This window comes from Falsiroseomonas sp. RANM36 (assembly GCF_056682175.1).
In genome coordinates this window covers 325,654-351,370 of sequence record NZ_JBWXTD010000005.1, presented here as the reverse complement: position 1 = coordinate 351,370, position 25,717 = coordinate 325,654, and the positions used below count along the sequence as shown (strand labels likewise).

The following is a 25,717-nucleotide window of genomic DNA, read 5'->3' as shown; positions in this document are numbered from 1 at the left end:
TCCGATGGGCGCGGCGGCGATCGGGCGCTTCCTGGCGCGCCGCGCGCTGCTGCTCGCGCCGCTGCTGGTCATCGTCTCCTTCCTCTGCTTCATGCTGGTGCGGCTGGGTGGGCAGGATCCGGTGGCGATGCTCGCCGGACCCACCGCGACCGCCGCCGAGATCGAGATGGTCCGCACAACGCTGGCGCTGGACCAGCCGCTCTGGGCGCAATTCGCCGTCTGGCTCGGCCATGTGCTGCAGGGCGATCTCGGCCGATCCTGGATCAGCAACCGGCCCGTGCTGACCGAGCTGCTGGACCGCATGCCGGCCACGCTGGAGTTGCTGCTCTACGGCGTCGGCATCGGCGCGCTGGTCGGCATTCCCGTCGGGCTGAAGGCCGCGCAGAAGCCGGACGGCGCCTTCGACCAGGTGAGCCGCTTCCTGTCGCTGCTCGGCTTCTCCACGCCGACCTACTGGCTCGCGCTGATGGCGCTGTTCGTCTTCTTCTACCTGCTGGACTGGGCGCCGCCCGGCATGGGCCGCATCAGCCTGATGGTGGACCCGCCGGAGCGCATCACCGGCAGCTACATGTGGGATGCGCTGCTGCAGGGAAGGATGGAGGCCGCGCGATCCGCCGCCGCGCAACTCGTCCTGCCGGTGCTCTGCATCGCCATCATCTCCGCCGCGCCGATGATCAAGCAGACCCGCGCGATCGCGCTCGAAGTGCTGGCCAGCGACTATGTCCGCTATGCGCGCGCGCAGGGCCTGCCGGCGCCGGACATGCGGCGGATGGTGCTACGCAACAGCATGGTGCCGGTGGTCACCTTCGTCGGCACCGAGCTTGCCGGTCTGATCGGCACCACGGCGCTGATCGAATACGTCTTCGCCTGGGGCGGCGTCGGGCAATACGGGCTCACCGCCATCATCCAGGGCGATTTCGCCGTGGTGCAGGGCTATGTGCTGATGCTCGCTATCTTCTCGGTGCTGGTCTTCCTGGTGGTGGACCTCGCCGTGATGCTGCTGGAACCCCGGGCGGCGGCGCGCGCATGAGCAACTTTGCGCTTGCCCCGCCCGCCGCACCGTCGCTGCCCGCGCGCATCGCGGCGCGGCTGGCCGGCATCTCGCGCCGCTCGCCGACGCTCGCGATCGGCGCGGCGATCATCCTGGCCTTCGCGATGATGGCCGTCTTCGCGCCATGGATCTCGCCGGAGGATCCGGTCGCCGCCAATGCCGCGCGCGTGCTGCAGCCGCCGGGCGCCGGCACCTGGCTCGGCACCGACGGCAACGGGATGGACGTGCTGAGCCGGGTGATCCACGGCTCGCTTTACGCCTTCGGCATCGCGATCCCGGTGGTGATCATCGGGCTGCTGGTCGGCGTGCCCGTGGGCCTCTGGACCGGCTGGCGCGGCGGCTGGGCGGACGAGATCGTGATGCGCGGCTTCGATGCGCTGCGCGTCTTTCCCTCGATCATCCTGGCGCTCGCTGTCGTCGCCGCGGCGGGGCCATCGCTGCTGAACGTCGTGCTGGTGCTGGGGCTGCTGGACAGCCCGGTCTATGCGCGGCTGGTGCGCGCGGAAGTGCTGGCGCTGCGCGGCGGCACCTTCGTGGAATCGGCCGTCGCTGCCGGCAATCCGACGCGCCGGATCCTGTTCCGCCACATCCTGCCCAACGCCCTGCGCGGCGCGATGGCGCAGACGGCGGTGCGCGCCGCCTGGGCGGTGCGGATCAGCGCGACGCTTGCCTTCCTCGGCGTCGGCATCCAGCCGCCAACGCCCGAATGGGGCGCGATGATCCGCCAGGGCGCCGAATACATGGTCACCGGCGAGTGGTGGGTCGCCGTCTTTCCCGGCACGGCGCTGATCGTCATGGTGCTCGGCCTCAACATGCTGGGCGACGGGCTGTCCGACCTGCTGGACCCGCGCCGCAAGGCGGCCACACGGTGACACCGCTGCTGGAGGTGCGGGACCTCCACACCCATTTCATCGCGCGGGACCTGGACAACCGCGTGCGCATCGCACGCGCGCTGAACGGCGTTTCTTTCAGCCTCGCACCGGGCCGAATCCTGGGTCTGGTGGGCGAAACCGGCGCGGGCAAGTCGCTCACCGCGCTCTCGGTCCTGGGCCTGCTGAAGCCGCCGGCCCGCGTCGTCGCCGGCCAGGCGCTGTTCGAGGGGCGCGACCTTCTCGCCTTGCCGCAGGCGGAGCTGAACGCGCTGCGCGGTGCGCGCATCGGCCTGGTCGTGCAGTCGCCGAAAACCTCGCTCGATCCGCTGGCGCGAATCGGCGCGCAGCTCGCCCGCGTGCAGCGCGCGCATCGGCCCGGCCTGTCCGAGAGCGCCGCGCAGGCGCGTGCGGCGGAGATGCTGGCCGCCGTCGGCATCCCCGACCCGCAGCGCCGGCTGCGCGCCTGGCCGCATGAGCTTTCCGGCGGCATGGCGCAGCGCATGCTGATCGCGATGGCGCTGGTGAACGAACCCACGCTGCTGGTCGCGGACGAGCCGACCACGGGCCTCGACGTGACCGTGCAGGCGCAGATCCTGGACCTGCTGCGCGGCCTCGCGCATGCGCGCGGAATCGGCGCCGTGATCATCACGCACGACCTCGGCGTCGTCGCGCATTACTGCGACGAGGCCGCGGTGATGTTCGCGGGCCAGGTGGTGGAGCAGGGCCCGGTCGGTGCGCTGTTTGCCGCGCCCGCGCATCCCTACACCCAGGCGCTGATCGCCGCGACACCGGAGCGCCTGCAGCTGCGCGCGCGGCGCCCTTCGGGCTCGCCGCCCAATCTCTATGCGCTGCCGGAAGGCTGCCTGTATCGCGACCGCTGCCCCCGCGCCGAGGCTGCCTGCGCCATTCCGCCGCCGGACGTGCCGCTGCCAGGCGGCCATGTGGCGCGCTGCCACTTCGCCGGCGAACGGGCAGCAGCATGAGCACGCCCGTGCTGGAGGTGCGCAACCTCGCGAAACGCTTCCCCGTGCCGGGCGGCGTGCTGACCGCCGTGAACGCCGTGTCCTTCACCCTTTCGGCCGGCGAGACGCTCGGCCTGGTGGGAGAAAGCGGCTCCGGCAAGTCCACGCTCGGCCGCTGCGTGCTGCGCCTGATCGCGCCGAGCGCGGGCCGCGTGGTGTTCGACGGGCAGGACATCACCACCGCGCCGGAATCGCGCTGCCGCGGCCTGCGCGCGGGCATGCAGATGGTCTTCCAGGATCCGTGGAGCGCGCTCAATCCGCGCATGACCGCGCGCAGCCTGATCGAGGAGCCGCTGCTGCTCCATACGCCGCTCTCCGCGGCCGAGCGCCGCGAGGAAGCCGAGCGCCTCGGCCGGCGGGTGCGCCTGCCTTCCGCGATGCTCGATCGCTATCCGGGCGAGCTCTCCGGCGGGCAGCAGCAGCGCGTCTGCATCGCGCGCGCCATCGCCACGCGCCCGAAGCTGATCGTGCTGGACGAGCCGACCTCCTCGCTCGATCTCTCCGTCCGCGCCGGCATCCTCGACCTGCTGGCGGAGCTGAAGGAGGAGACGGGTGCCGCGATGCTGTTCATCACGCACGACCTCGGCACGCTGCGGCTGATGGCGGACCGCGTGATGGTGATGTATCTCGGCCGCGTGGTGGAGGAAGCGCCGGCGTCGGAAATCTTCGACCGGCCCGCGCATCCCTACACCCAGGCGCTGATGAGCGCGCATCTGCCCGCCGATCCCACCGCGCATCTGGCCCGCCATCTGCTGACCGGCGAGATCCCGAGCCCGATCAACCTGCCGCCCGGCTGTTTCTTCTCGAGCCGCTGCCCGGTGGCGCTGCCGCGCTGCCGCGAGGCCGCGCCGCCGCTCGAAGCCGTGCCGGGCGCGGAGGCCACGCATCGCGCCGCCTGCCTGCGCATGGCCGATGGCGGCAACCGCATTCCCACCTGAAGGAGCGTACTGCGCCATGCCGATGACACCCGAAGGCGAGGCGGAACTCGCCAAGATCCGCGCCGTGCGCGGCTACACCCTGCCGCTGCACGAGATGCTGGCGGAGTGCAATCCGGAATTCCTGCGCCGCTATGGCGAGCTGGCCAGCCACGTCATCTTCGGCCCCGCGGAAGGCCGCGCGCTGGACCTGAAGACGCGCTTCCTCGTGATGGTCGGCATCACCACCGCGGTGAAGGGCGACCGCGAGGGCATCGAGTGGGCTTCGAAGCGCGCGATGCAATACGGCGCAACCTTCGAGGAGGTGGTGGAGGCCGCGTTCCTCGCCGGACTGCCCGCCGGCATGCCCGCCTTCGAAGGCTTCTGTCGCGCCATGCAGGAGATGCGCGAGGGCAAGGGCTGGGTGCCGCAGGGCGAAACCGCCGCGGAGAAGTAGGGCTACTGGAAGCCGCCATCCACGCCGATGAACTGGCCGGTGATGGACCGCGCGGCGTCGGAGGCGAGGAACAGCACCGTTCCCGCGATCTCCTCCGGCTCCACGAAGCGGCCGGTCGCCTGGCGCGCGAGGTAGCGCGCCTCGGCTTCCTCCGGCGTCAGCGCATTCGCCTCGGCGAAGGCCGACAGCACGCGCGCGATGCGCTCGCCGCGCACCGATCCCGGCAGGATCGCGTTCACGCGGATGCCCTGCGCGCCGACCTCGCGCGCCAGCGTCGCCGTGAAGCCGAGCAGGCCCCATTTCGAGGCGACATAGGGGCTGCGCCCGGGATGCCCGATGCGCGCGGCGACCGAGGCCATGTTGACGATGACGCCCTCCCCGCGCGCCACCATGCGCGGCAGGATCGCGCGCGAAAGCAGGAAGGGTGCGGTGAGGTTCACCGCCATCACCTCGGCCCAGTCCTCCGGCGGCATCTCTGTCACGTGCAGCGTGGGGCCGGCGATGCCGCCATTGTTCACCAGCAGGAAAACGTCGCCGGCCTTCTCCGCCAGCGCGGCGATCTGCGCGGGATCGCGCAGGTCGCAGGGCACCCACTCGGCGCCGCATTCCGCTGCGTGCAGGGCGCCCTCGCTGCCCAGCAGGTCGGAGAGCACCACTCCCCATCCTGCCTCGCGCAATGCGCGCACCACTGCGAGGCCGATACCGGACGCGGCGGCTGTGACCAGCGCGCGGCGCATCAGCCGGCCATGAGCTTCGGCAGGAACAGCACCAGGCCTGGCAGCGCGATGATCAGTAGCACGCGCGCGATGTCCGCCACCACGAAGGGCACGATGCCGCGATAGATCGTGCCCAGCTTCACGTCGCGGATCACGCCCTGAATGACAAAAAGATTCAGCCCGAGCGGCGGCGTGATCAGGCTGAGCTCGGTCGCCATCACCACGAAGATGCCGAACCAGACCGGGTCGAAGCCCAGCGCGCTGACCACCGGGAACAGCACCGGCACCGTCAGCAGGATCATGGAGAGGCTCTCCATGAAACAGCCCAGCACCAGGTAGATCGCGAAGATCAGCAGGATCACCGCCAGTGGCGACAGCCCGGCGCCGGTCACCAGTTCCTCCAGCGCGCGCGGCAGGCCGATCAGATTCATGAAGTTGGAGAACACCAGCGCGCCGATCAGCACGACGAACAGCGCCGCCGTGGTGCGCACCGTCTCCAGCAGGCAGGAGAGGAAGGCGCGCGGCGTCAGGCTGCGGCGCCACAGCGCGAACAGCAACGCGCCGCATGCGCCGACGCCCGCGGCCTCGGTCGGCGTGAAGATGCCGGCATAGATGCCGCCGATGATCAGCACGAACAGCGCCAGCACCGGCCCGATGGTCAGCAGCCGCGCGAAACGCTCCCGCACCGGCACGGGATCGGCCGCCGGCCCCGCCGCCGGGTTGCGCCGCACCACGAAGGCGACTGCGAGCAGGTAGAAGAGGATCGCGACGATGCCCGGCGCGATGCCGGCGATGAAGAGCTGCCCGATATCGGTGCCCGTCGCGATGCCGTACAGCACCATGATCACCGAGGGCGGGATGAGGATGCCGAGCGTGCCGCCCGCCGCGATCGCGGCCGCGGCCAGGCCGTCCGAGTACCGGTAGCGCCGCATCTCCGGCATGGCGACCTTCGCCATCGTCGCCGCCGTCGCGATCGAGGAACCCGAGACCGCCGCGAAGCCGCCACAGGCCGCGACCGTCGCCATCGCCAGCCCGCCGCGCCGATGGCCAAGGAAGCCGTGGCAGAGGCGATAGAGGTCCTCCGACATGCCTGCGCGCGTCACGAAGGCGCCCATCAGCAGGAACATCGGCACCACCGACAGCTCGTAGGACATGGTAGCGGTGAACGGGATCTGCCCGATGATGCCGAACGCCGCGCGTTCGCCCACATGCAGCCACAGCCCCGCGCCGCCCACCGCCAGCATCGCGAAGGCGATCGGCAGGCCGAGCATCATCAGCCCGAACAACGCCGCGAAGGCGAGGCCCGCGCTTTCCCAGACTTCCATCAGGCGCCCGCCTGCGCACCCGGTCGGCCGCGCAGCGCCGCGATGCCGTCCAGCACGAAGGCCGCGGCCGCGACCCACAGCAGCCAGGACATCGCCGTCGCGACGCCGCCGCGCGGGATGCCGAGTTCCAGCGTGACCTCCCCCACCCGCAGCAGGCGCTCACCATAAAGGCCCAGTCGCCACGCCAGCAGCCCGCACACGCCGGCGCAGACCAGGCCGAACACCAGCCCGGCCGCGCGCTTCACCCATTCGGGCAGCAGGTGGTCGAACAGCGTCACCGTGATGTGCTCGCGCCGCCGCGTCGCCAGCGGCAGCGCGAGGAAGACGATCAGCCCCATCATCACCTCGGTCGCCTCGAAGGCGCCGTGCAGCGGCCGGTTCAGGAAATACCGGCCGCCGACATCCACCGTGGTGATCAGCATCATCGCCGCCGCCAGCACGCCGGCGCAGAGGCCGAGCAGCGCGAAGAGGCGGTCCGTCCAGATCAACGCACGTTCACCCGCCGCTCCGCGGTGTAGAGCCGCGTCATGGTACGGGCGTAGTCCAGGATCTCCTGGCCCGGCAGGTTGCGCTTCTGCGCCTCGGCCAGCCATTCGGTCTCCAGCACCTTGAGCCGCTCCTTGGCGCGCGCGACCTCGGCTTCCGCCAGCGTGTTGAACGCGACGTTGCGCGCCTCCAGCCCCTGCTGCCCGACGCGATCGCCCATGGTCCAGGCCCAGCCCGACTGCAGTGCGATGGCGATGCCGGAATGCTTGTTCACCGCGGCGCGCTGCGCATCCGTCAGCCCCTGCCAGGTGCGCTCGTTGAAGGCGATCCAGAAGGTGTCGGTGTAGAGCCCGCCCGGGATCAGCGTGGTGGAGCGGATCACCGGCGTGATGTTGAAGAAGGCGATGGATTCGATCGGGAAGGTGATGCCGTCCGCCACGCCGCGCGCCATGGCCTGCTGCGCCTCGGTCGGCGGCAGCTGCACCGGCGTGCCGCCGAGCGCCGTGATGATCCGCCCCGTCACGTTGCCGCCGACGCGCACGCGGCGGCCCTGCATGTCCTCGAGCTTCGTGATCGGTTCGCCGCGCCAGTGCAGCGCCGGCACGGAATGCACGAAGAGGCCGGCGACATGCGCGCCGCGATGCTCGTTGTAGCGGCCGCCGTAGCGCTGGTAGGTCAGCCAGGAGGCCGCGGCACCGGCCCAGGGATCGGGCGACATGAAGGGCAGGTCCATCACCTGCGTCATGGTGAAGCGGCCGGGATTGTGGCCGGAGACGCCGTAGCCGACGTCGAAGGCGCCATCCAGCAGCAGGTCGAAGGTCTGTGGCGGCGGGCCGAGCGCGCTCGGCATGATCTCGAACTTCAGCGAGCCGTTGCTCTCCGCCTCGATGGCGCGTGCCCAGGGCTCGATGATGCCGCGCGGGATCAGGTGATGCGCCGGCAGCCAGTTGCCGACGCGGATGGTGCGCGTCTGCGCCGCGGCGCGGCCGACCAGCGCGGGGGTGGCGAGCACCGCCGCCGTCCCCGCCATCAGCATCCGTCGTGTGGTCATGCTTGCTCTCTCCCTGCCTGTGGTTCCGTGAGCGCGAAGATGCGCAGCGCGTCCGCCTCCGCGCCCTCGCGCGCGATCAGCGTCCGAAAGATCTCGGCGGCGAGGCCGGCGAAGGGCAGCGGGCTGCCCTTCTGCACCGCCAGCGCGCGCGCCGTGTCGAGGTCCTTCAGCATGGTGTAGGCGTGGCCGAGCGGCGGGTCGTAGGTGCCCGCCACCATCCGCGGCACGCAGATCTGCATCGGCTTGGAGTCCGCCCAGCCGCCGGCCAGCGCCTCCGGCAGGCGCGCGGCCTCGATGCCCGCATTCGTCGCCAGCCGCGTCGCTTCCGCCAGCACGCACATCAGGCTGCCTACGATCACCTGGTTGCAGAGCTTCGTCGTCTGCCCCGCGCCGGAAGGCCCCATCAGCGTGAAGCGCTGCGCCATCGCGCGCACATACGGCTCGGCGCGCGCGAAAGCCGCCGCGTCGCCGCCCGCCATCACCGCCAGCGTGCCCGCTCCCGCGCCGGGCACGCCGCCGGAAACCGGCGCATCCAGCCAATGCGCGCCGCGCTCCGCCAGCAGGCGCGAAGCGAAGCCGCGTGTCGCCTCCGGCGCCATGGAGGAGAAATCCACCAGCACCGCGTCGCGTGCGATGCCCTCCGCAATGCCGCCTGGCCCGAACACCGCGGCTTCCACCGCCTTCGTGTCCGTCAGGCACATGAACACCACCGGCGCGTCGCGCGCGCAGTCCGCGGCGCTCGCCGCCAGCACCGCTCCCGCTTCCACCGCCGGCGCGCATTTCGCCGCCGTGCGGTTCCACACCGTCACGCGATGCCCCGCGCCCAGCAGGCGCTTCGCCATCGGCAGGCCCATCAGCCCCATGCCGACGAAGCCGAGCATCCCGCTCATCGCACGCCGCGCCCGTCCGGGAAGCGCCCGCCGCCCTGGTGCGTCACCGCCCCTTCATTCGCCTGGCCGACGAGCTTCGCGTATTTCGCCAGCGCACCCGAGACATGCGGCGTGGCGCGCGGCTGCCAGGCGGCGCGACGCGCTTCCAGCTCCGCCGCATCCACCGCGATCTCGATGCGGCCCGCCTGGCCGTCGATGCGGATCACGTCGCCGTCCTGCACCAGCGCCAGCGGCCCGCCCACCGCCGCTTCCGGCGCGGCATAGCCGATGCACATGCCGCGCGTCGCGCCGGAGAAACGGCCATCGGTCAGCAGCGCCACCTGCTCGCCCATGCCCTGCCCGTAGATCAGCGCCGTGAGGCCGAGCATCTCCTGCATGCCCGGCCCGCCAACCGGGCCTTCGTAGCGCACGATCAGCACCTCGCCAGGCTTGTACGCGCGCGCCGCGACGCAGGCCACGGCCTCGCCCTCGCTGTCGAACACCCGCGCAGGGCCTTCGAAGACCTGGCTTTTCAGCCCGGCCACCTTCAACAGCGCGCCATCGGGGCAGAGATTGCCCTTCAGCACCACGACGCCGCCGGTCGGCAGGATGGCGCGCGCGACGGGGCGGATCACCTCGCCATCCGGCGCGGGCGCGTCGGCATAGGTCTCGGCCAGGGTGCGGCCCGTGACGGTCAGGATGTCGCCATGCAGATGGCCACTTTCGATCAGCGCGCGGATCACCACGGCGGCGCCGCCGACCTCGTGCAACTCCGCCGCGTGATAGGCGCCGCCGGGCCGCAGATTGCCGATCAGCGGCGTGCGCTGCATCACCACCGCCGCGTCGTCCATGGTGAAGCGGATGCCCGCCTCGTTGGCGATGGCGCAGAGATGCATCGCGGCGTTGGTGGAGCCGCCCGTCGCCGCGACGATGGCGCAGCCATTCTCGATCGCCTTGCGCGTCACGATCCGGCGCGGCGTCGGACCGTCGCCGGCGATCATCGCCATCACCAGCGCACCGGCGCGGCGGCTGAGCGCGGCGCGCTCGCTGAACACGGCCGGCATGGTGGCGCTGCCCGGCAGGCCCATGCCGATCGCCTCCGCCACCATCGCCATGGTGTTCGCCGTGAACTGCCCCGCACAGGCGCCGACGGTCGGCTTGCAGGCCATCTCCAGCCCGCGCAACTCTTCCTCGGTCATCGTGCCGGCCATCACCGCGCCGACGCCTTCATAGGCATCCAGCACGGACACCTTCTTCCCCCGCCAGGTGCCCGGCAGCGCGCTGCCGCCATAGACGAAGACCGAGGGCACGTCGCAGCGCACCATCGCCATCAGCACGCCCGGCAGCGTCTTGTCGCAGCCGCCGAAGCCGACCAGCCCGTCATAGGCGTGGTTGTGCACCACGACCTCGATCGAATCCGCGATCACCTCGCGGGAGACGAGCGAGAACTTCATCCCCTCATGCGCCATGCCGAGCCCGTCGGAGGCGGAGATGGTGGTGAATTCCCGCGGCGTGCCGCCGGCCTCGGCGATGCCCTGCCTCGCGGCCTCGGCCTGCCAGTCATGGCTCATGTTGCAGGGGGTGGTCTCGCCCTTCATCGAGACCACGCCGACCATCGGCTTCGCGATGGCCGCGTCGTCCAGGCCCATGGCGCGCAGGAAGGCGCGGTGCGGCGTGCGGTCGAGCCCGTCCGTGGTGATGCGCGACCGCAACGGCCTGCCCTGCCCCGCCACTCGACTGCCTCCCCCGGAATGCCCGATCCTGGCGGAGACTAGATCACTTCGCGCGGCGGCAAAATCGCCCCCGGGGCGGGATTCCGCCGCGCCTCAGCCCCGGGAACGCCGATGCGGATCGCCGCCAACATGTCTCTTCTGTTCGCCGACCTGCCGTTGCCGGTGCGCTTTGCCGCGGCGGCCGCCTGCGGCTTCGAGGGGGTGGAGATCCAGTTCCCCTACGACCACGACGCCTCGACACTGGCGCAGGCGGCGCAGGCGGCCGGGATGCCGGTGGTGCTGATCAACATCCCGGCCGGGGACATCGCGGGCGGCGATGTCGGGCTCGGCGCCCTGCCCGACCGTTGCGCGGAATTCCGGGCCGCCGTCCAACGCTGCATCCCCTATGCACGGGCGCTCGGCGTGCTGCGGGTGAACATCCTCTCCGGCCGTCCCGCACCGGATGCCGACCGTGCCGCCTGCCGTGCGACGCTGGTCGAGAACCTGCGCCACGCCGCCGACGCCTTCGCGCCCTTCGGCATCCGCGTGCTGGTGGAGCCCGTGAACCCCTTCGACGTGCCCGGCTTCTTCCTGGACAGCCTGGACGCCGCGCTGCGCGTGCTGCGTGAGGCGGACCATCCGAATGCCGGGCTGCAATTCGATCTCTATCACATGGCGCGCACCGAGACCGACCTGCCGGCCGCCATCGCGAAGGCCGGCGCGCGCATCGCGCATGTGCAGTTCGCCGACGCGCCCGGCCGGCACGAGCCGTTCAGCGGCGGAATCGACTTCGCGACGGCGTTCGCCGCGCTGCGGAAGGCCGGCTACGACGACTGGATCGCCGCGGAGTATCGCCCGCGCGGCGCCACGACGGACGGAATCGGTTGGCTGGGGCGGTTCCGGGAGTTGCTCGCCCCCCTCACCCACCGTCCAACGCCTTCGGCGTTGAACCCCCCCTAGAGGGGAGAGGGCTTTCGGGAGTCGCCTACGCCTTCGCGCCCTGGATCGCCATCCACACCCGCTCCGGCGTCGCGGGCATGTCGATATGCGTCACGCCGAGCGGCTTCAGCGCATCCACCAGCGCGTTCATCACCGCCGGCAGCGAGCCCGCGCAGCCGGCCTCGCCGCATCCCTTGGCGCCGAGCGGATTGGTCGTGCAGGGGATGGAGTGGCTCTCCGTCGCGATCGCAGGCAGGTCACCGGCGCGCGGTAGCGCGTAGTCCATGTAGCTGCCGGAGACGAGCTGCCCATCCTCGCTGAAGACGACGTGTTCGAGCAGCGCCTGGCCGACGCCCTGTGCGATGCCGCCATGCGCCTGGCCTGCGACCAGCAGGGGGTTCACCTGCACGCCGAAGTCGTTGACAGCGAGGTAGCGGTCGATCCGCACCACGCCCGTCTCGGGGTCCACCTCGACCTCGCAGACGTGGCACCCGTTCGGATAGGCCTGCGGCGCCTGGTCGAAGACATGCGTCACGTCCAGGTTCTCGGGCACGCCCTCCGGCTTCTGCGGCGTGGCGCGCAGCTTCGCGGCAAGCTCCATGATGCCGATCGCGCGGTCGGTGCCGGCGATGGTGAAGCGCCCGCTGGCCTCTGGCCCGGCATGGGCCTCGAACTCGATGTCGGAGACGGCGGCTTCCAGCGCCCAGGCGGCGGCCGCCTTGCCCTTCTCGATCACCTTCTCGCTGGCTTCGACGATGGCCGCACCCGAGGCCATGATGGATTTCGACCCGCCGGTGCCGCCGCCGGCGATCAGCTCGTCCGAATCGCCCTGCAGCAGACGCACCTGCGCGAAGGGCACGCCGAGCGACTGGTGCAGCACCTGCGCGAAGGCGCTCCAATGGCCCTGCCCGTAGTCGAGCGTGCCGGTGATGATGGTGACGGTGCCGTCCTTCTCGAAGCGGATGCCGCCCTGTTCCTTGGTGGGCGGCGCGGTGCACTCGAGGAAGTTGCCGATGCCGCGGCCGCGCAGCAGGCCCTGCGCCTTGCTCGCGGCGACGCGCGCCGGATAGCCGGCGGCGTCCGAGGCCTCCAGCGTCTTCTCCAGCAGTGCGGTGAAGGCGCCGCCGTCATAGACCGAGCCGGAGGCGGCGGAATACGGGAACTGGTCCGGGCGGATGTGGTTCAGCTTGCGCAGCGCGACGGGGTCCTTGCCCATCTCCAGCGCCGCCTGCTCGATCAGCCGCTCCATGAAGTAGTTGCCCTCGGGGCGGCCGGCGCCGCGATAGGCGCTGATCGGCACGGTGTTCGTCAGCACGCATTTGGTGCGCACCTCGATCGCCGGCGTCGCGTAGTTGGACTGCACGTTCTTGAAGAAGTTGCCCGTGCCCATCAGCGGCGAGACGGCGGAGAGCCAGGCGCCCATATTGGCGTAGCTCACCAGCCGCACCGCCAGGAATTTTCCCTCGGCATCCAGCGCGAGCTCGGCCTCCACCTCATGGTCGCGGCCATGCGCGTCCGACAGGAAGGATCCGGTGCGCTCGTCGGTCCACTTCACCGGGCGGCCGAGCTGCTTCGCCGCATGCAGCAGGCAGGCGTATTCGGGATAGAGCCCGGCCTTCATGCCGAAGCTTCCGCCGACATTGCCGGTCAGCACCCGCACCTGCTTCGTCTCCACGCCCATCTGCGCGGCGAGCGAGGCGCGCAGGCCGAACACCCCCTGGCAGCCCACGCGCAGCACGTAGCGCCCGTCCTCGATGCTGCCGATCGCGCTGCGCGGCTCCATCGCGGCGACGACGATGCGGTTGTTGCGGATCGACAGCTTCGTGACATGCGCGGCCTTGGCGAAGGCCTCCGCCACCTTGGCCGAATCGCCCGCGACGAAATCGAGCACCACGTTGTTCGGATGCTCGTCATAGAGCTGCGGCGCGCCGGGGGCGGCGGCGGCGGAGGCATCGGTCACGGCGTCCAGCGGCTCGATGTCGAGTTCCACCGCCTCGGCCGCGTCCTTGGCCTGCGCCTTGGTCTCCGCCACCACGAAGGCCACGGGATCGCCGACATGGCGGACCTTGTCGGTCGCCAGGGGCTGGCGCTTCGTGGAGTTCAGGGCCGAGCCGTCCGCGTTCTTCAGCGGCATCGCGCAGGTCATCGGGCCGAAGGCCGGCAGGTCCGCGCCTGTCCACACGCCGAGCACGCCCGGCATCGCCTTCGCGGCCGCGGTGTCGATGCCCCGGATCACGCCATGGCCATAGGGGCTGCGCACCATCACCGCCCAGACCTGGCCGGGAAGCTGGATGTCGTCGGTGTAGTTGCCGCGGCCGGTCAGCAGCGTCGGGTCCTCGGCGCGGGGCACCGGCTGGCCGATGCCAAACTTCAGGCGAGAGGGATCGAAGGCAAGGGTGTCGGGCATGCCGGGAAGATCCTCGATTCTCCCTCCCCCGCTTGCGGGGGAGGGTCGGGGTGGGGGCAGAGACCCCTAGCGTAATCCCTGATCCCCGTTTGCCAACCACCCCGCGTAATCCGCGGTGGCCGAGGCGGGATCGAAGCGCGGGCACCAGCCGAAATCGGCGGCGCGCGCAATCGCCATCACGCCGCGCGGCTGGCTCTCGTTCCAGCGCAGGCTCGGCGCCTCACCGGCTTCGGCATGGCGCCAGCGGAAGCCGGGGAAGCGGGCGGCCAGAACATCCAGGCAGGCGGCGTAATGCGGCGCCCAGTCCATGCCGCTGCCGAAATTGACCACCCGATGCGGCGGGTCCTTCGCATCCAGCAGCGCCAGCAGTCCCGCCGCCAGGTCGCGCACATAGACCCAGTCATAGCCGGGCAGCGGCGCCGGCGGCAGCACCACCGCCTCCCCGCGCCGCGCCGCCTCGGCGAAGGCAAGATGCAGGCTGAGCGTGTCGCGCATGCCCGTGTCGCGCTCCCAGGGGCCGAAGGTGGCGCCGATCCGCGCGGCGACGGCATCCAGCCCCCACAGCCCGGCAAGCCGGAGCCCCGCCCGCTCCACCGCGTATTTCGTCACGCCGTAGAGGCTGATCGGCACCGGCGGGGTCGTCGCCTCGTCCAGCACCGGGAAGGCATAGGAACTCTCGCCATAGACCGCGCCGGAGGACGGCAGCACCACGCGCCGCACCGTGCCCGCATCGCGCGCCGCCTGCAGCGTGGCGATCACGCTGCCGAGGTTCACATCCAGGATGCGCTGCGGATCGGCGGCTTCGCGCTGCGGCCCGGCGGTGATCGCGGCGAAGGGAAAGACCGCGCCGATGCGCCGCCCGCCGAAAACCTCCCGCAGCGCGGCCTGGTCGGTCACGTCGCCCTGGATCACCTCGACGCGGCCCGGCAGCGCGGCAAAGCGGGCGGGCGCCGGATCGGGCAGCGCCGCCTCCCGTCCGAACACCACCACATGCTCGCCGCGGGCGAGCAGCGCCTCCACGACATTGAGGCCGACGAAGCCGGCGCCGCCGGTGACGAGGATCGCATCCATGCCGACTGGATATCCCGCCCGGCCGGGCGCAGAAAGCCGCCATGCCCCATGTTGCCGTCATCGGCGCCGGCCCCGCCGGGCTGATCGCCGCCGAAATCCTTGCGCAGGCGGGCTGCGCGGTGACGGTGTTCGACGCCATGCCCTCGGTCGCCCGGAAATTCCTGATGGCCGGGCGCGGCGGGCTGAACCTGACGCATTCCGAGCCGCTCGAGCCCTTCCTCGCCCGCTACCGCCCGCAGGCGCCGCTGCTGCTGGACGCGGTGCGCGCCTTCCCGCCCGCTTCGCTGATCGCCTGGTGCGAGGGCCTCGGCATCGAGACCTTCGTGGGGTCGTCCGGCCGGGTCTTCCCGAAGCCGCTGAAGGCCTCGCCGCTGCTGCGCGCCTGGCTCGGCCGGCTCGCGTCGCTCGGCGTGCAGATCCGCACCCGGCATCGCTGCGTCGGGCTCGCGCCGCTGCGCTTCGCCACGCCGGAGGGCGAGATTGCGCCGGAGGCCGACGCCGTGCTGCTCGCCTGCGGCGGCGCTTCCTGGCCGCGGCTCGGCTCCGATGGGTCCTGGGCATCGCTGTTGCCGGATGTCGCCATCGCGCCCTTCGCGCCCACCAATGCCGGCGTGATCATCCCCTGGTCGGCGAAGCTCGCCCCGCTCTTCGGCACGCCGCTGAAGCGCATCGCGATCACGCATGCGGGCGCCACCGTCCGCGGCGAGGCGATGCTGACGGCCGGCGGCCTGGAGGGCGGCGCGGTCTATGCGCTCTCCGCACCGGTCCGCGACGCCATCGCGCAGCAGGGCGAGGCGCGCCTCACGCTGGACCTGCGCCCCGACATGACGATGGAGACGGTGCGCGCCAGGCTCGCCGCGCGCGGTCGTGGCGAGACGGTGAGCACCGCGCTGCGCAAGGCGCTGGCCCTGCCGCCCGTCGCGATCGCGCTGATCCACGAGGCACGACACGCCGGCGCAAGCGAGGATCTTGCCACGCTGGTCAAGGCGCTGCCGCTGGTGACGCGCTCCCTGGCCGCCCTTTCGCGCGCCATCTCCTCCGCCGGCGGGATCGCCTGGTCCGAGCTCGACGACCGCTTCATGCTGCGGAAGCATCCAAGAATCTTCGCCGCCGGCGAGATGCTGGACTGGGAAGCGCCGACCGGCGGCTACCTGCTGCAGGCCTGCTTCGCGACGGGGGTGGCGGCTGCGCGGGGCGTGCTGGCGCGGAACGCCTGAGCGATCAGGCTGCGCGCAACAGCTTGCGGAAGACGACCTTGTCCTCGCCGGCCTGGTAGAAGTCGCGGATCCGCGCCTCCTGCTCGTATCCCTGCCGCCGATAGAAGGCGCGCGTGCCGTCGAAGTCCGGCAGGCTCGACGTCTCGACCAGCAGCAGGCGGCCGCCCCGCGCCGCGACCTCGGCCTCCGCCGCCGCGACGAGCGCGGCGCCGAGCCCACGCCGCTGGTGGCCCGGATGCACGGCGATCAGCAGAAGGTTCCAGCTTCCCTGCGTCATCCGCTCCGGCGCCACATAGGCGACCGCGGCGCCGCCTGCCGCGGTCAGCCACACCTCCTCCGCCTCGCCGGTCAGGAACGGGGCAGCCATGCCGTCCAGCATCTCGGCCGGAAACAGCCCGGTCGCGGCGATCACCGCCCGCAGCGCGGGAAGATCGCCGGTCACGACGGGCCGCACGCCCTCCTCCTGGTCCCGCATCGCGCCTCTCCGCTCGGAGCTCTCCCATTCTCCGCGGATCGGCGGGTGGTTACACCGGCACCGCCCGCGGTGGCTTCAGCGCGAAACCCGCACGGGCGTCGGAATCGGCCGTGCAGCGCATCTTCAGCGCCGGCTGACGTTCCAGTAGACCGGCGCGGGCGGGTTGAGCAGGCCGGTCAGATTCGCCCGGTGCGCGCGCAGCTGATACTGCACGCCGATCGGGATGTAGGGCACCGTCTCCAACGCGCGGGCCTGGATGCGCCCGGCGATGTCGCGCTTCGTCGCCTCGTCCTGCGCATCGGCGAAGGCGGCGCGCAGGCGCTCGATCTCCGCGTCGCAGGGCCAGCCGAACCAGGCGCGCTCGCAGTTGCTGCGCAGACCCAGGTGGCTGACCGGCTCCATCATGTCGAGCCCGCCGGGGCCGGAGATGAAGATGGACCAGCCGCCGCGGCTGTTCGGCTCGCGGCTCTGCCGGCGCGACACCACCGTCGCCCAGTCCATGTTCTGCACGTCGGTGCGGATGCCGATGCTGCGCAGCAGCTGGTCGGCGACCAGCGTGAAGGCGTTGATGTTGGTGTTCTCGGCGGCGTTGAGCAGCACCGCCGGCGTGCCGTCATAGCCGCTCTCGCGCACGAGCTGCCGCGCGCGCTCCAGGTTCGGCCGCGGCCAGCCGGCTTCGGTGTACCAGGGCGAGGAGCAGACATACCAGCTGTTGCAGACGCGGCCCTGGCTGGCGTCGGTGGTCACCGCGTTCAGGAAGTCCTGGCCGTTCACCGCCTCCAGCAGGGCGCGGCGCAGGCGCGGATTGTCGAAGGGCGGCTGGGTGGAGTTCAGCCGGATCTGCTGGGCGACGCCGAGTTCGTCCTGGTTGGCGATGACGATGTTGCGGTCGCGCCGCAGCACCGCGAGCAGGTCGGCCGGGATGTCCTCGGCGATGTCGATCTGGCCGGTGCGCAGCGCATCGAGCGCGGTCTGCTGGTCGGGCAGGATGCGCCATTCGACGCGGTCGAAATGCGCCACCTTGCCGCCGGCCATGCCGCTGGCGGGCTCGCTGCGCGGGCGGTAGCCGGCGTGGCGCGCGAAGACCAGCCGGTCGCCGGCGCGCCATTCCTCGCGCAGGAAGCGGAAGGGGCCGCTGCCGACGAGTTCCGGCACGGCCTGGCTCGGCGGCGTCTGCGCCAGGCGCTCGGGCATGATGAAGGGCACCGGCGCGCCGGGCTTGCCGAGCGCCTCCAGCACCATGCCCCATGGGGCGTTGAGCGTGAGCGAGAAATCGCGCGGCGAGGCGGCGGCGAAGACCGCGCCGCGCGCGATCAGCTGCTGGCCGAGCCCGTCATTCTGCGCCCAGCGCCGCAGCGAGGCGACGACGTCGGCCGAGGTCACCGGCGTGCCGTCCTGGAAGACCAGGCCCTCGCGCAGGCGGAAGCGCCAGATGGGCCCGCCCTCGGCCGCCTCGAAGCTCTCGACCATCTGCGGCCGCACGCGGAGCTCGGCATCCACGGCGAAGAGCGTGTCGAACACCATGTAGCCCAGGTTGCGCGCCATGCTGTCGGAGCCGAGATGCGGATCCGTGGTCCGCACATCCGAGGACGGCTTCACCCGCAGCACGCTCTGCGCGGCGGCCGGCCCCGCCAGCGAGAGTCCGGCCAGCAGCGCCAGCGCCCATCCTGTCCTGCGCATCTCTTCTCCTCCCTTCGTCAACCGGCGAGTTGCGCCGGCGCATCCTCGATCGGTGGCATGCCGCCCGCGCGCACCAGCGCATGGACGGCGTAGGCAAGCGCCGCGGCCGGCTCCTGGCCGAGCGTCGGGTGCAGGAAGGCGACGGGCCCGGCGCGACCGCCGAAGAGGCTGCGGTCCACGCCATCCTCGAGCGCGGCGCGCAGCGCCGGCGGCAGCGCCGCGGGCCAGCCGCAGACGGCAAGCCGCGCCGGCCCCGCCGCGTTCAGCGCATTGCCGAGCACCAGGCCGGTGGCGCGCAGCACGCGGCGCAGCACCTCGGTCCGGCGCGGGGTCAGGCGGATGAGGTCGGGCCAGCGCGGGCCGGCGGCGACGAGGGCCGCCTCGTCCACGCCCGCCAGATCGGCCAGTGCGACGGTGGAGGCATGCGCTTCGAGGCAGCCGCGATGGCCGCAGCGGCAGGCGGGGCCGTCCGGGTCGAGCACGGCATGGCCGAGTTCGACGGCACGGATCGGATCGCCGGCGGTCACCGGATCCACCCAGGCCGCGCCGACGCCATGGCCGAGATACAGAAAGAGATGCCGCTCCTCGATGGCGCCGCCCCTGCCATGCAGGTGGATCGCGGCCTGGGCCGTGGCGGTGTTGCAGAGCGCGATCGGGACAGCCGGGAACGCCGCGCGCAGCCGCGCCTCCAACGCTTCGGCGTCGAGGCCGAGGATCGGGTTCGCGGCACCCGCGCGGTAGCCGGGGATGGAGACGGCGAATTGGCGTGGCCGGATGCGATGGCGGGCGCACCACTCGGCCAGGCTGCCGACCGCCTCGGCCACCGCGGCGGCGATGGCGGGCGGCGCGGCGCCGGCGGGCAGCGGGATTCGGGTGGCGGTGTCGGGCTCGCCGGCCAGGCTTGCGATGCCGAAGCCGAGCCGGTCATTCGCGAATTCCAGCGCGGCGACCCGCAGATCCTTGTTCAAGACAACGATGGAGGATGGCCCGCCGGGATAGGGCGTCGGCCGGCGTGGTTCCTCGACCAGGCCTTCGGCGCGCAGCTCGGCCAGGATGCGCGAGATGCTGCCTTCGGTCAGCCGGCATTCCGCGGCCAGGCGCGGGCGATAGAGCCCGTCCGAGGCGAGCAGCCTGGACAGGATCGCGGCACGGGTCTGGCGGCGGGTGCGGGGGGCGTCCTGCACGTTTCCTGTGGTGATTCTTGCTTAGGGCAAGAATGGTGGCGCGGCAGCCGCACCGGCGTCAAGCGCCGCGTGTCACACCGGCACCGCCCCCGGCGGCTTCAGCGCCGTCAGCACGAAGGAGCTCCGCGTCTCCTTCACGCCCGGCATGCGCAGCAGCGCCTTCAGCGCGAATTCGGCATAGGCGTCGAAATCGGCCGCGACGACATGCAGCAGGTAGTCCATGTCGCCGCTCATCGCCCAGGCCGCGAGCACCTCCTCCCGCGCGGCGATCGCCTTGTGGAAGGCTTCCGCCACCTCCTCGGCATGGGAGGCCAGCGCCACCTGCACGAAGGCCTGGATCGGCAGGCCAACGCGCTTCGGATCCACCAGCGCGGCGTAGCGGGCGATCACGCCCGCCTCCTCCAGCCGCCGGATGCGCCGCAGGCAGGGCGTGGCGGAAAGCCCGACCTCCTCCGCCAGCTGCGTCACCGCGATCCGTCCGTCGCGCTGCAGCACGCGCAGGATGCGCCGGTCGGCGGCGTCGAGCTCGATCATGGCGTTCGTTCCAGGCATGGGGCAGGATGATTCCATCCGGGCAAGCAGCGCGCCAGCAAGGACCAGGTGGATGGAGACCCCGCCCGACCGCACCCCGATCGCCGGCATCATCTGCGACACCAACCCGATGGGCACCGACGGCTTCGAGTTCATCGAGTTCACCGGGCCCGACATCCCGCAGATCGAGGCCACCTTCGCCTCCCTCGGCTTCGCCGCCGTCGCGCGGCACCGCTCGAAGGCCGTGACGCTGTGGCGCCAGGGCGACATCAACTTCGTGGTCAATGCCGAGCCCGACAGCTTCGCCAACGCCTTCCAGCGCGTGCATGGCCGCTCCGTCTGCGCCATCGCCTTCCGCGTCGCCGACGCGGCCAAGGCCCATGCGCGCGCCGTCGCACTCGGTGCGAAGCCCGTCGCCGGCCGTGTCGGCCCGATGGAGCTCAACATCCCGGCGATCTCGGGCATCGGCGGCAGCCTGCTGTATTTCGTGGACCGCTACGGCGATCGCGGCTCCATCTACGACGTGGATTTCCACTGGACCGGCGCGCGCGAGCCGGTGCCCGCCGGCGACGGGCTGACGGTGGTGGATCACCTGACGCACAGCGTCCATCGCGGCCGGATGGATGCCTGGTCGCATTTCTACGAGAAGCTCTTCAACTTCCGCCAGATCAGCTATTTCGACGTGGAGGGCCGGCAGAGCGGCGTGCATGTGCGGGCTATGACCTCGCCCTGCGGCCTGATCCGCATCCCGATCACCGAGAGCGCCGACGACACCTCGCAGATCGAGGAATACCTGCACGCCTACAACGGCGGGGGCGTGCAGCACATCGCGCTCGGCGCGAGCGACATCTTCGCCGCCGTCGAGACCATGCGCCGCCAGGGCGTGCCCTTCATGGAGACGCCCGCCGCCTATTACGAGCTGCTGCCCGCCCGCATGCCCGACCTCGGCGCGGAGGAGATCGCGCGCCTCGCCCGCAACGGCATCCTGACCGACGGTGCGCCGACGCCCGATGGCGGGCGCCTGCTGCAGATCTTCACCGCCACCCTGCTCTTCCCGATCTTCTTCGAGATCATCCAGCGCAAGGGCGACCAGGGCTTCGGGGAGGGCAACGTGAAGGCGCTGTTCGAGAGCGCCGAGCTCGAGCAGATGCGCCGCGGCACGCTGCCGCCCAAGGCCTAGCGCCCGCGCAGAAGCAATTTTCACCAATTTTTCGGGCCATATTGGCGAAATACTGCGTCAATTAGCCTGCCGGATGGCCATTTCGCCCGAATTCTCTTCCACGCCTGGGCTAATTCTCCTGCCACCGCAGGAAGGAACACGTCCATGGACATCCCGCCCGACCGCACCGCCGTCGCCGGCACGATCAGCGACATCAACCCGATGGGCACGGACGGCTTCGAATTCGTCGAGTTCACCGGGCCCGACATCCCCTATCTCGAATCGCTGTTCACCCAGCTCGGCTTCGCCGCGGTCGCGCAGCACCGTTCCAAGCGCGTGACGCTGTGGCGCCAGGGCGACATCAACTTCATCCTCAACGCCGAGCCGGAAAGCTTCGCGCAGTCCTTCCAGCGCGTGCACGGGCCCTCCGCCTGCGCCATGGCGTTCCGCGTGGCCGACGCCGCGCAGGCCTACAATCGCGCGATCGCGCTCGGCGCGCGCCCCGTCACCGGCCGGGTCGGCCCGATGGAGCTGAACATCCCGGCCATCGAGGGCATCGGCGGATCGCTGCTGTATTTCGTGGACCGCTACGGCGAGAACGGCAGCATCTACGACGTGGATTTCCGCTGGATGGGCGTGCGCGACCCGAAGCCCGCGGGCAACGGCCTGACGGTGATCGACCACCTCACCCACAACGTGCATCGCGGCCGGATGGATGTGTGGTGGCAGTTCTACGAGAAGCTCTTCAACTTCCGCGAGATCCGCTACTTCGACATCGAGGGCAAGCTGACCGGCCTCAAGTCCCGCGCGCTGACCTCGCCCTGCGGCCAGATCCGCATCCCGATCAACGAGAGCAGCGACGACAAGAGCCAGATCGAGGAATACCTGCGCGCCTATCGCGGTGAGGGCATCCAGCACGTCGCCCTCGGCACCACCGACATGTTTGGCAGTGTCGAGGCCATGCGGGCGGGCGGCGTTGAGTTCATGGACACGCCCGACACCTACTACGAGCTGCTGCGCCAGCGGATGCCCGACCTGTCGGAGGAGGAAGTCGCGCGTCTCGCGAAGAACCGCATCCTGACCGATGGCGCGCCGACGCCGGAAGGCGGGCGGCTGCTGCAGATCTTCACCGGCACGGTGATCGGCCCGATCTTCTTCGAGCTGATCCAGCGCAAGGGCGACCAGGGCTTCGGCGAAGGCAATTTCCGCGCCCTGTTCGAGAGCATCGAGCTCGACCAGATCCGCCGCGGCGTGCTGAACCCGGCGGCCGAATAGCCACTCAGGGCGCGGCGGGACGCCAGTCGTCCAGCCGCGCCAGCGCGCGCCCCCCCGCCCCCCCCCCCCCCCCCGCCGCCAGGCGGTCGCGCTTCGCCTGCAGGGCGGAGGACAGGCCCTCGAAATAGGCATCCTCCTTCATCAGCCCCACCGCGACGCCGCGCTGCAGGTTCGGCGGCGTGGTGAAGGTGAGGTTCTGGTGCGCCTTGGCGACATTCGGCGCGAGCGAGGCGTCGCAGGTGACGTAGCCCACCTTCCAGCCGGTGAGGCTGAAGGTCTTGCCGGCGCTGCCGACGCGCATGCAGCGCTGGCGCATGCCCGGCAGCGTCATCAGCGGGATGTGCTTCCATCCGTCGAAGGTCAGGTGCTCATAGACCTCGTCGCACACGGCATAGGCATCGTGCTTCGTCAGCAGCTCCGCGATGAAGGCAAGCTCCGCCGCGGTGAAGACCTTGCTGGCGGGGTTCATCGGCGAGTTGAGCAGGATCGCCTTGGTCCTCGGGCCAAAGGCCGCGGCGAGTTCGGCGCGCGGCAGCTCCCATTTCGGGGGCGAGAGCCGCACGAGCTTCGGCACCGCGCCCAACAACTTCACCACCGGCAGGTAGGTGTCGTAGAGCGGCTCGATCAGCACGCATTCGTCGCCGGGATTGAGCACCGCCATCAGGCAGGCGGTGATCGCCTCGGTCGCGCCGGAGGTCACGACGACCTCGGTCTTCGGGTCCACCTCGAGGCCGTAGAAGCGCCGGTTGGCATGGGCGACCGCCTCGCGCAGCTCCGGCACGCCGGTCATCGGCGGGTACTGGTTGCGGCCGTCGAGCAGCGCGGCGGCGGCGGCGTGGATCACGTCGGGCGGGCCGTCGTAATCGGGAAAGCCCTGGCCGAGATTGATCGCGCCGTGTTCGACGGCCAGCGCCGACATGACGGTGAAGATCGTGGTGCCGGTGGCGGAGAGCAGGTCGTTCTGGGGCTTCACGTCGGTGTTCCAGCGGGGGCGCGGCCGGGCGGGGCCGCCGGCGGGCGGAGAATGGCGATGCCGGGCCCGCCGCGCAACGGTGCGGCATGGTTGCTGCCCGTGCATTGAGCAGTTTGCCCAAGTGCGGTACAGGGTTGGTGACGCAATCGCCAGAATCCCCGGCCAGTGGCGTTGCCCGTCTGGCACGGGCCATGCAAAACCCCGCCGGCTGCCGGCAGGACCGCCGGCGCCTTCGAAGCCGCCCGACGCGGCGACGGGGTTCGGGAGGAGGGGTCGCAGGCTGGCGCATGGGGCGCGGCGTGCGGAGCGACGGAGCCGATGAAGAAAATCGAGGCCATCATCAAGCCCTTCAAGCTCGACGAGGTGAAGGACGCGCTGCACGAGATCGGCCTGCAGGGGCTGACCGTGGTGGAGGCGAAGGGGTTCGGTCGCCAGAAGGGGCACACGGAGCTCTACCGCGGCGCCGAATACGTCGTGGATTTCCTGCCCAAGGTGAAGATCGAGGTGGTCTGCCCGGACGACCTGGCGGAGCGCGCGATCGAGGCGATCACCGCGGCGGCGCGGACGGGGCGGATCGGCGACGGCAAGATCTTCGTCAGCGACGTGCACGAGGTGGTGCGGATCCGCACCGGCGAGCGCGGCGAGGAGGCGGTGTAGGCCGCAGGGACAACGCCCCGCCAGGACGGCGGGGGAAGGGAAGGGCCGGCGCGGATGCCCGCGCGCGGCCCGCCGGATCGCCGGTATCCCCGCGGGGGGCAGGACGGCGAGATGGGCGCGTTGCGGGGCACCGGTCTCCGCCGCGCGGCAAACGGGACCGGAACACGCAGAGGAACAGGACCTCACACGATGGCGAAGAAGCCGGCAGCAAGCGGGGGCAATGCCGCCGTCTCCAAGGTCATGGAGATGATCAAGGAGCATAGCGTCGAATACGTGGACTTCCGCTTCACCGATCCGCGCGGCAAGTGGCAGCACACGGCGCAGCACGTCTCCACGATCGAGGAAGACACCTTCACCGACGGCATCATGTTCGACGGCTCTTCGATCGCCGGTTGGAAGGCGATCAACGAGTCCGACATGATCCTGATGCCGGACGCCGAATCCGCCTGCATGGATCCCTTCGCGGCGAAGCCGTCGCTGATCCTGTTCTGCGACATCATCGAGCCCTCGACCGGCCAGATGTATTCGCGCGACCCGCGCAGCACGGCCAAGCGCGCCGAGGCCTTCCTGAAGAGCACCGGCATCGGCGACACCGCCTTCTTCGGCCCCGAGGCTGAGTTCTTCGTGTTCGACAGCGTGAAGTTCGGCACGGGCGGCAACTACGGCATCTACCAGCTCGACAGCATCGAGGGGCCGCAGGCCAGCCTGAAGGACTACCCCGAGGGCAACATGGGCCACCGCCCGGTGGTCAAGGGCGGCTACTTCCCGGTGCCGCCGGTGGACAGCGAGAGCGACCTGCGCGCCGAGATGCTGTCCACCATGGGCGAGATGGGCGTGGTGATCGAGAAGCACCACCACGAGGTGGCGCAGAGCCAGCACGAACTCGGCATGAAGTTCGGCACGCTGGTGAAGATGGCCGACCACCTGCAGATCTATAAGTACTGCATCCACAACGTGGCGCACAGCTACGGCAAGAGCGCGACCTTCATGCCGAAGCCGATCTACGGCGACAACGGCAGCGGCATGCATGTCCACCAGTCCATCTGGAAGGGCGGCAAGCCGGTCTTCGCGGGCAACGGCTATGCCGACCTGTCCGAGACGGCACTCTACTACATCGGCGGCATCATCAAGCACGCCAAGGCGCTGAACGCCTTCACCAACCCGCTGACCAACTCCTACAAGCGCCTGATCCCGGGCTTCGAGGCGCCGGTGCTGCTGGCCTACTCCGCCCGCAACCGCTCCGCCTCCTGCCGCATCCCCTACGCGACGAGCCCGAAGGCGAAGCGCGTCGAGGTGCGCTTCCCCGATCCGGGCGCGAACCCCTATCTCGCCTTCGCCGCGATGCTGATGGCCGGCCTCGATGGCATCAAGAACAAGATCCATCCGGGCGACGCCATGGACAAGGACCTCTACGACCTGCCGCCGGAAGAGCTGAAGGGCATTCCGACGGTGTGCGGCTCGCTGCGTGAGGCGCTGCAGTCGCTCGCCGCCGACCACGACTTCCTGCTGGCCGGCGACGTGTTCACCAAGGACCAGATCGAGAGCTACATCGAGCTGAAGTGGGGCGAGGTGTACCGCTTCGAGCACACCCCGCACCCGGTCGAGTTCGAGATGTACTACAGCGTCTGATCCCGCCTCAGGCTGGATGAGTCCCGGGGGGCCGGGCCGCGCAAG

The 25,717-nt window shown here is 70.9% G+C and carries 23 protein-coding genes and 1 pseudogene; 11 read left to right on the top strand and 13 right to left on the bottom strand.

The genetic code is table 11. From position 1 onward, the window contains the following. Nucleotides 1-4: 4 nt before the first annotated feature. Genes AC1MIR_RS19690 through AC1MIR_RS19670 form a run of 5 tightly spaced genes read left to right on the top strand, consistent with a single transcriptional unit; the run spans nt 5 to nt 4,316 of the window. A complete protein-coding gene (locus AC1MIR_RS19690; RefSeq protein WP_480029886.1) occupies nt 5-1,030 on the top strand; it encodes an ABC transporter permease in 1,026 nt (341 codons plus the stop codon). Further along, nucleotides 1,027-1,923, top strand: a complete 897-nt coding sequence (locus AC1MIR_RS19685; protein ID WP_480029885.1) for an ABC transporter permease — start codon at nt 1,027-1,029, stop codon at nt 1,921-1,923. The genes AC1MIR_RS19690 and AC1MIR_RS19685 overlap by 4 nt, the downstream gene beginning before the upstream one ends. After that, nucleotides 1,920-2,906 carry an ABC transporter ATP-binding protein gene (locus AC1MIR_RS19680; RefSeq protein WP_480029884.1) on the top strand — a complete coding sequence of 329 codons (987 nt, stop codon included), beginning with the start codon at nt 1,920-1,922 and terminating at the stop codon, nt 2,904-2,906. The genes AC1MIR_RS19685 and AC1MIR_RS19680 overlap by 4 nt, the downstream gene beginning before the upstream one ends. Continuing rightward, on the top strand, nt 2,903-3,883 hold the full coding sequence (locus AC1MIR_RS19675; RefSeq protein WP_480029883.1) for an ABC transporter ATP-binding protein: 981 nt from the start codon (nt 2,903-2,905) through the stop codon (nt 3,881-3,883). Before AC1MIR_RS19680 ends, AC1MIR_RS19675 begins: the two co-directional genes overlap by 4 nt. 16 nt (nt 3,884-3,899) lie before the next feature. Further along, on the top strand, nt 3,900-4,316 hold the full coding sequence (locus tag AC1MIR_RS19670; RefSeq protein WP_480029882.1) for a carboxymuconolactone decarboxylase family protein: 417 nt from the start codon (nt 3,900-3,902) through the stop codon (nt 4,314-4,316). Between the two features lie 2 nt (nt 4,317-4,318). Here the strand turns inward: AC1MIR_RS19670 and AC1MIR_RS19665 are convergent, their stop codons facing one another. The 6 genes from AC1MIR_RS19665 to ilvD are packed head-to-tail and all read right to left on the bottom strand — an operon-like array spanning nt 4,319 to nt 10,475. Continuing rightward, nucleotides 4,319-5,053 (bottom strand): SDR family NAD(P)-dependent oxidoreductase, encoded by a 735-nt coding sequence (locus AC1MIR_RS19665; protein WP_480029881.1) that lies wholly within the window; start codon nt 5,051-5,053, stop codon nt 4,319-4,321. Further along, nucleotides 5,053-6,357 (bottom strand): TRAP transporter large permease, encoded by a 1,305-nt coding sequence (locus AC1MIR_RS19660; protein WP_480029880.1) that lies wholly within the window; start codon nt 6,355-6,357, stop codon nt 5,053-5,055. The genes AC1MIR_RS19665 and AC1MIR_RS19660 overlap by 1 nt, the downstream gene beginning before the upstream one ends. Next, nucleotides 6,357-6,845, bottom strand: coding sequence for a TRAP transporter small permease (locus tag AC1MIR_RS19655; protein WP_480029879.1), 489 nt, complete (start codon nt 6,843-6,845; stop codon nt 6,357-6,359). Before AC1MIR_RS19655 ends, AC1MIR_RS19660 begins: the two co-directional genes overlap by 1 nt. Beyond that, a complete protein-coding gene (locus AC1MIR_RS19650) occupies nt 6,842-7,894 on the bottom strand; it encodes a TRAP transporter substrate-binding protein (RefSeq protein WP_480029878.1) in 1,053 nt (350 codons plus the stop codon). Before AC1MIR_RS19650 ends, AC1MIR_RS19655 begins: the two co-directional genes overlap by 4 nt. Continuing rightward, entirely contained in the window at nt 7,891-8,784 is an 894-nt protein-coding gene (locus AC1MIR_RS19645; protein WP_480029877.1) for an NAD(P)-dependent oxidoreductase, read from the bottom strand. The genes AC1MIR_RS19650 and AC1MIR_RS19645 overlap by 4 nt, the downstream gene beginning before the upstream one ends. Then, on the bottom strand, nt 8,781-10,475 hold the full coding sequence (gene ilvD, locus AC1MIR_RS19640; protein ID WP_480029876.1) for a dihydroxy-acid dehydratase: 1,695 nt from the start codon (nt 10,473-10,475) through the stop codon (nt 8,781-8,783). The genes AC1MIR_RS19645 and ilvD overlap by 4 nt, the downstream gene beginning before the upstream one ends. A gap of 132 nt (nt 10,476-10,607) precedes the next feature. Between ilvD and AC1MIR_RS19635 the strand changes: the two genes are divergently transcribed. Beyond that, nucleotides 10,608-11,435: a hydroxypyruvate isomerase family protein gene (locus tag AC1MIR_RS19635; protein ID WP_480029875.1), complete on the top strand. Its 828-nt coding sequence runs from the start codon at nt 10,608-10,610 to the stop codon at nt 11,433-11,435. 25 nt (nt 11,436-11,460) lie between these two features. Here AC1MIR_RS19635 and AC1MIR_RS19630 read toward each other — a convergent pair whose 3' ends face one another. Continuing rightward, nucleotides 11,461-13,821 carry a xanthine dehydrogenase family protein molybdopterin-binding subunit gene (locus AC1MIR_RS19630; RefSeq protein WP_480029874.1) on the bottom strand — a complete coding sequence of 787 codons (2,361 nt, stop codon included), beginning with the start codon at nt 13,819-13,821 and terminating at the stop codon, nt 11,461-11,463. Between the two features lie 66 nt (nt 13,822-13,887). After that, nucleotides 13,888-14,892 carry an NAD-dependent epimerase/dehydratase family protein gene (locus tag AC1MIR_RS19625; RefSeq protein ID WP_480029873.1) on the bottom strand — a complete coding sequence of 335 codons (1,005 nt, stop codon included), beginning with the start codon at nt 14,890-14,892 and terminating at the stop codon, nt 13,888-13,890. A gap of 41 nt (nt 14,893-14,933) precedes the next feature. Here AC1MIR_RS19625 and AC1MIR_RS19620 point away from each other — a divergent pair, with 41 nt between their 5' ends. Next, entirely contained in the window at nt 14,934-16,109 is a 1,176-nt protein-coding gene (locus AC1MIR_RS19620) for a TIGR03862 family flavoprotein (protein WP_480029872.1), read from the top strand. Nucleotides 16,110-16,113: 4 nt separating this feature from the next. Here the strand turns inward: AC1MIR_RS19620 and AC1MIR_RS19615 are convergent, their stop codons facing one another. From AC1MIR_RS19615 to AC1MIR_RS19600, 4 genes are all read right to left on the bottom strand, one after another. Continuing rightward, on the bottom strand, nt 16,114-16,584 hold the full coding sequence (locus tag AC1MIR_RS19615; protein ID WP_480029871.1) for a GNAT family N-acetyltransferase: 471 nt from the start codon (nt 16,582-16,584) through the stop codon (nt 16,114-16,116). Nucleotides 16,585-16,707: 123 nt separating this feature from the next. Further along, complete coding sequence (locus AC1MIR_RS19610) at nt 16,708-18,264, bottom strand: ABC transporter substrate-binding protein (RefSeq protein ID WP_480029870.1); 1,557 nt, start codon at nt 18,262-18,264, stop codon at nt 16,708-16,710. A 17-nt stretch (nt 18,265-18,281) separates the two neighbouring features. Next, on the bottom strand, nt 18,282-19,448 hold the full coding sequence (locus tag AC1MIR_RS19605; RefSeq protein ID WP_480029869.1) for an ROK family transcriptional regulator: 1,167 nt from the start codon (nt 19,446-19,448) through the stop codon (nt 18,282-18,284). A 72-nt stretch (nt 19,449-19,520) separates the two neighbouring features. Further along, nucleotides 19,521-19,982: an Lrp/AsnC family transcriptional regulator gene (locus AC1MIR_RS19600; RefSeq protein ID WP_480029868.1), complete on the bottom strand. Its 462-nt coding sequence runs from the start codon at nt 19,980-19,982 to the stop codon at nt 19,521-19,523. Between the two features lie 70 nt (nt 19,983-20,052). On the opposite strand from AC1MIR_RS19600, the gene hppD (AC1MIR_RS19595) reads away from it, so the two are divergent. Both hppD (AC1MIR_RS19595) and hppD (AC1MIR_RS19590) read left to right on the top strand, forming a co-directional pair. Then, a complete protein-coding gene (gene hppD / locus AC1MIR_RS19595) occupies nt 20,053-21,159 on the top strand; it encodes a 4-hydroxyphenylpyruvate dioxygenase (RefSeq protein WP_480029867.1) in 1,107 nt (368 codons plus the stop codon). A 144-nt stretch (nt 21,160-21,303) separates the two neighbouring features. Further along, nucleotides 21,304-22,413 (top strand): 4-hydroxyphenylpyruvate dioxygenase, encoded by a 1,110-nt coding sequence (gene hppD / locus AC1MIR_RS19590; RefSeq protein WP_480029866.1) that lies wholly within the window; start codon nt 21,304-21,306, stop codon nt 22,411-22,413. Nucleotides 22,414-22,483: 70 nt separating this feature from the next. Here hppD (AC1MIR_RS19590) and AC1MIR_RS19585 read toward each other — a convergent pair. Then, nucleotides 22,484-23,386 (bottom strand): annotated as a pseudogene (locus tag AC1MIR_RS19585) (aminotransferase); the annotation flags it as partial. A gap of 318 nt (nt 23,387-23,704) precedes the next feature. Here AC1MIR_RS19585 and AC1MIR_RS19580 point away from each other — a divergent pair. Next, nucleotides 23,705-24,043 (top strand): P-II family nitrogen regulator, encoded by a 339-nt coding sequence (locus AC1MIR_RS19580; RefSeq protein WP_480029865.1) that lies wholly within the window; start codon nt 23,705-23,707, stop codon nt 24,041-24,043. Between the two features lie 189 nt (nt 24,044-24,232). Beyond that, on the top strand, nt 24,233-25,672 hold the full coding sequence (glnA, locus tag AC1MIR_RS19575) for a type I glutamate--ammonia ligase (protein WP_480029864.1): 1,440 nt from the start codon (nt 24,233-24,235) through the stop codon (nt 25,670-25,672). The last annotated feature ends 45 nt before the right edge of the window (nt 25,673-25,717 follow it).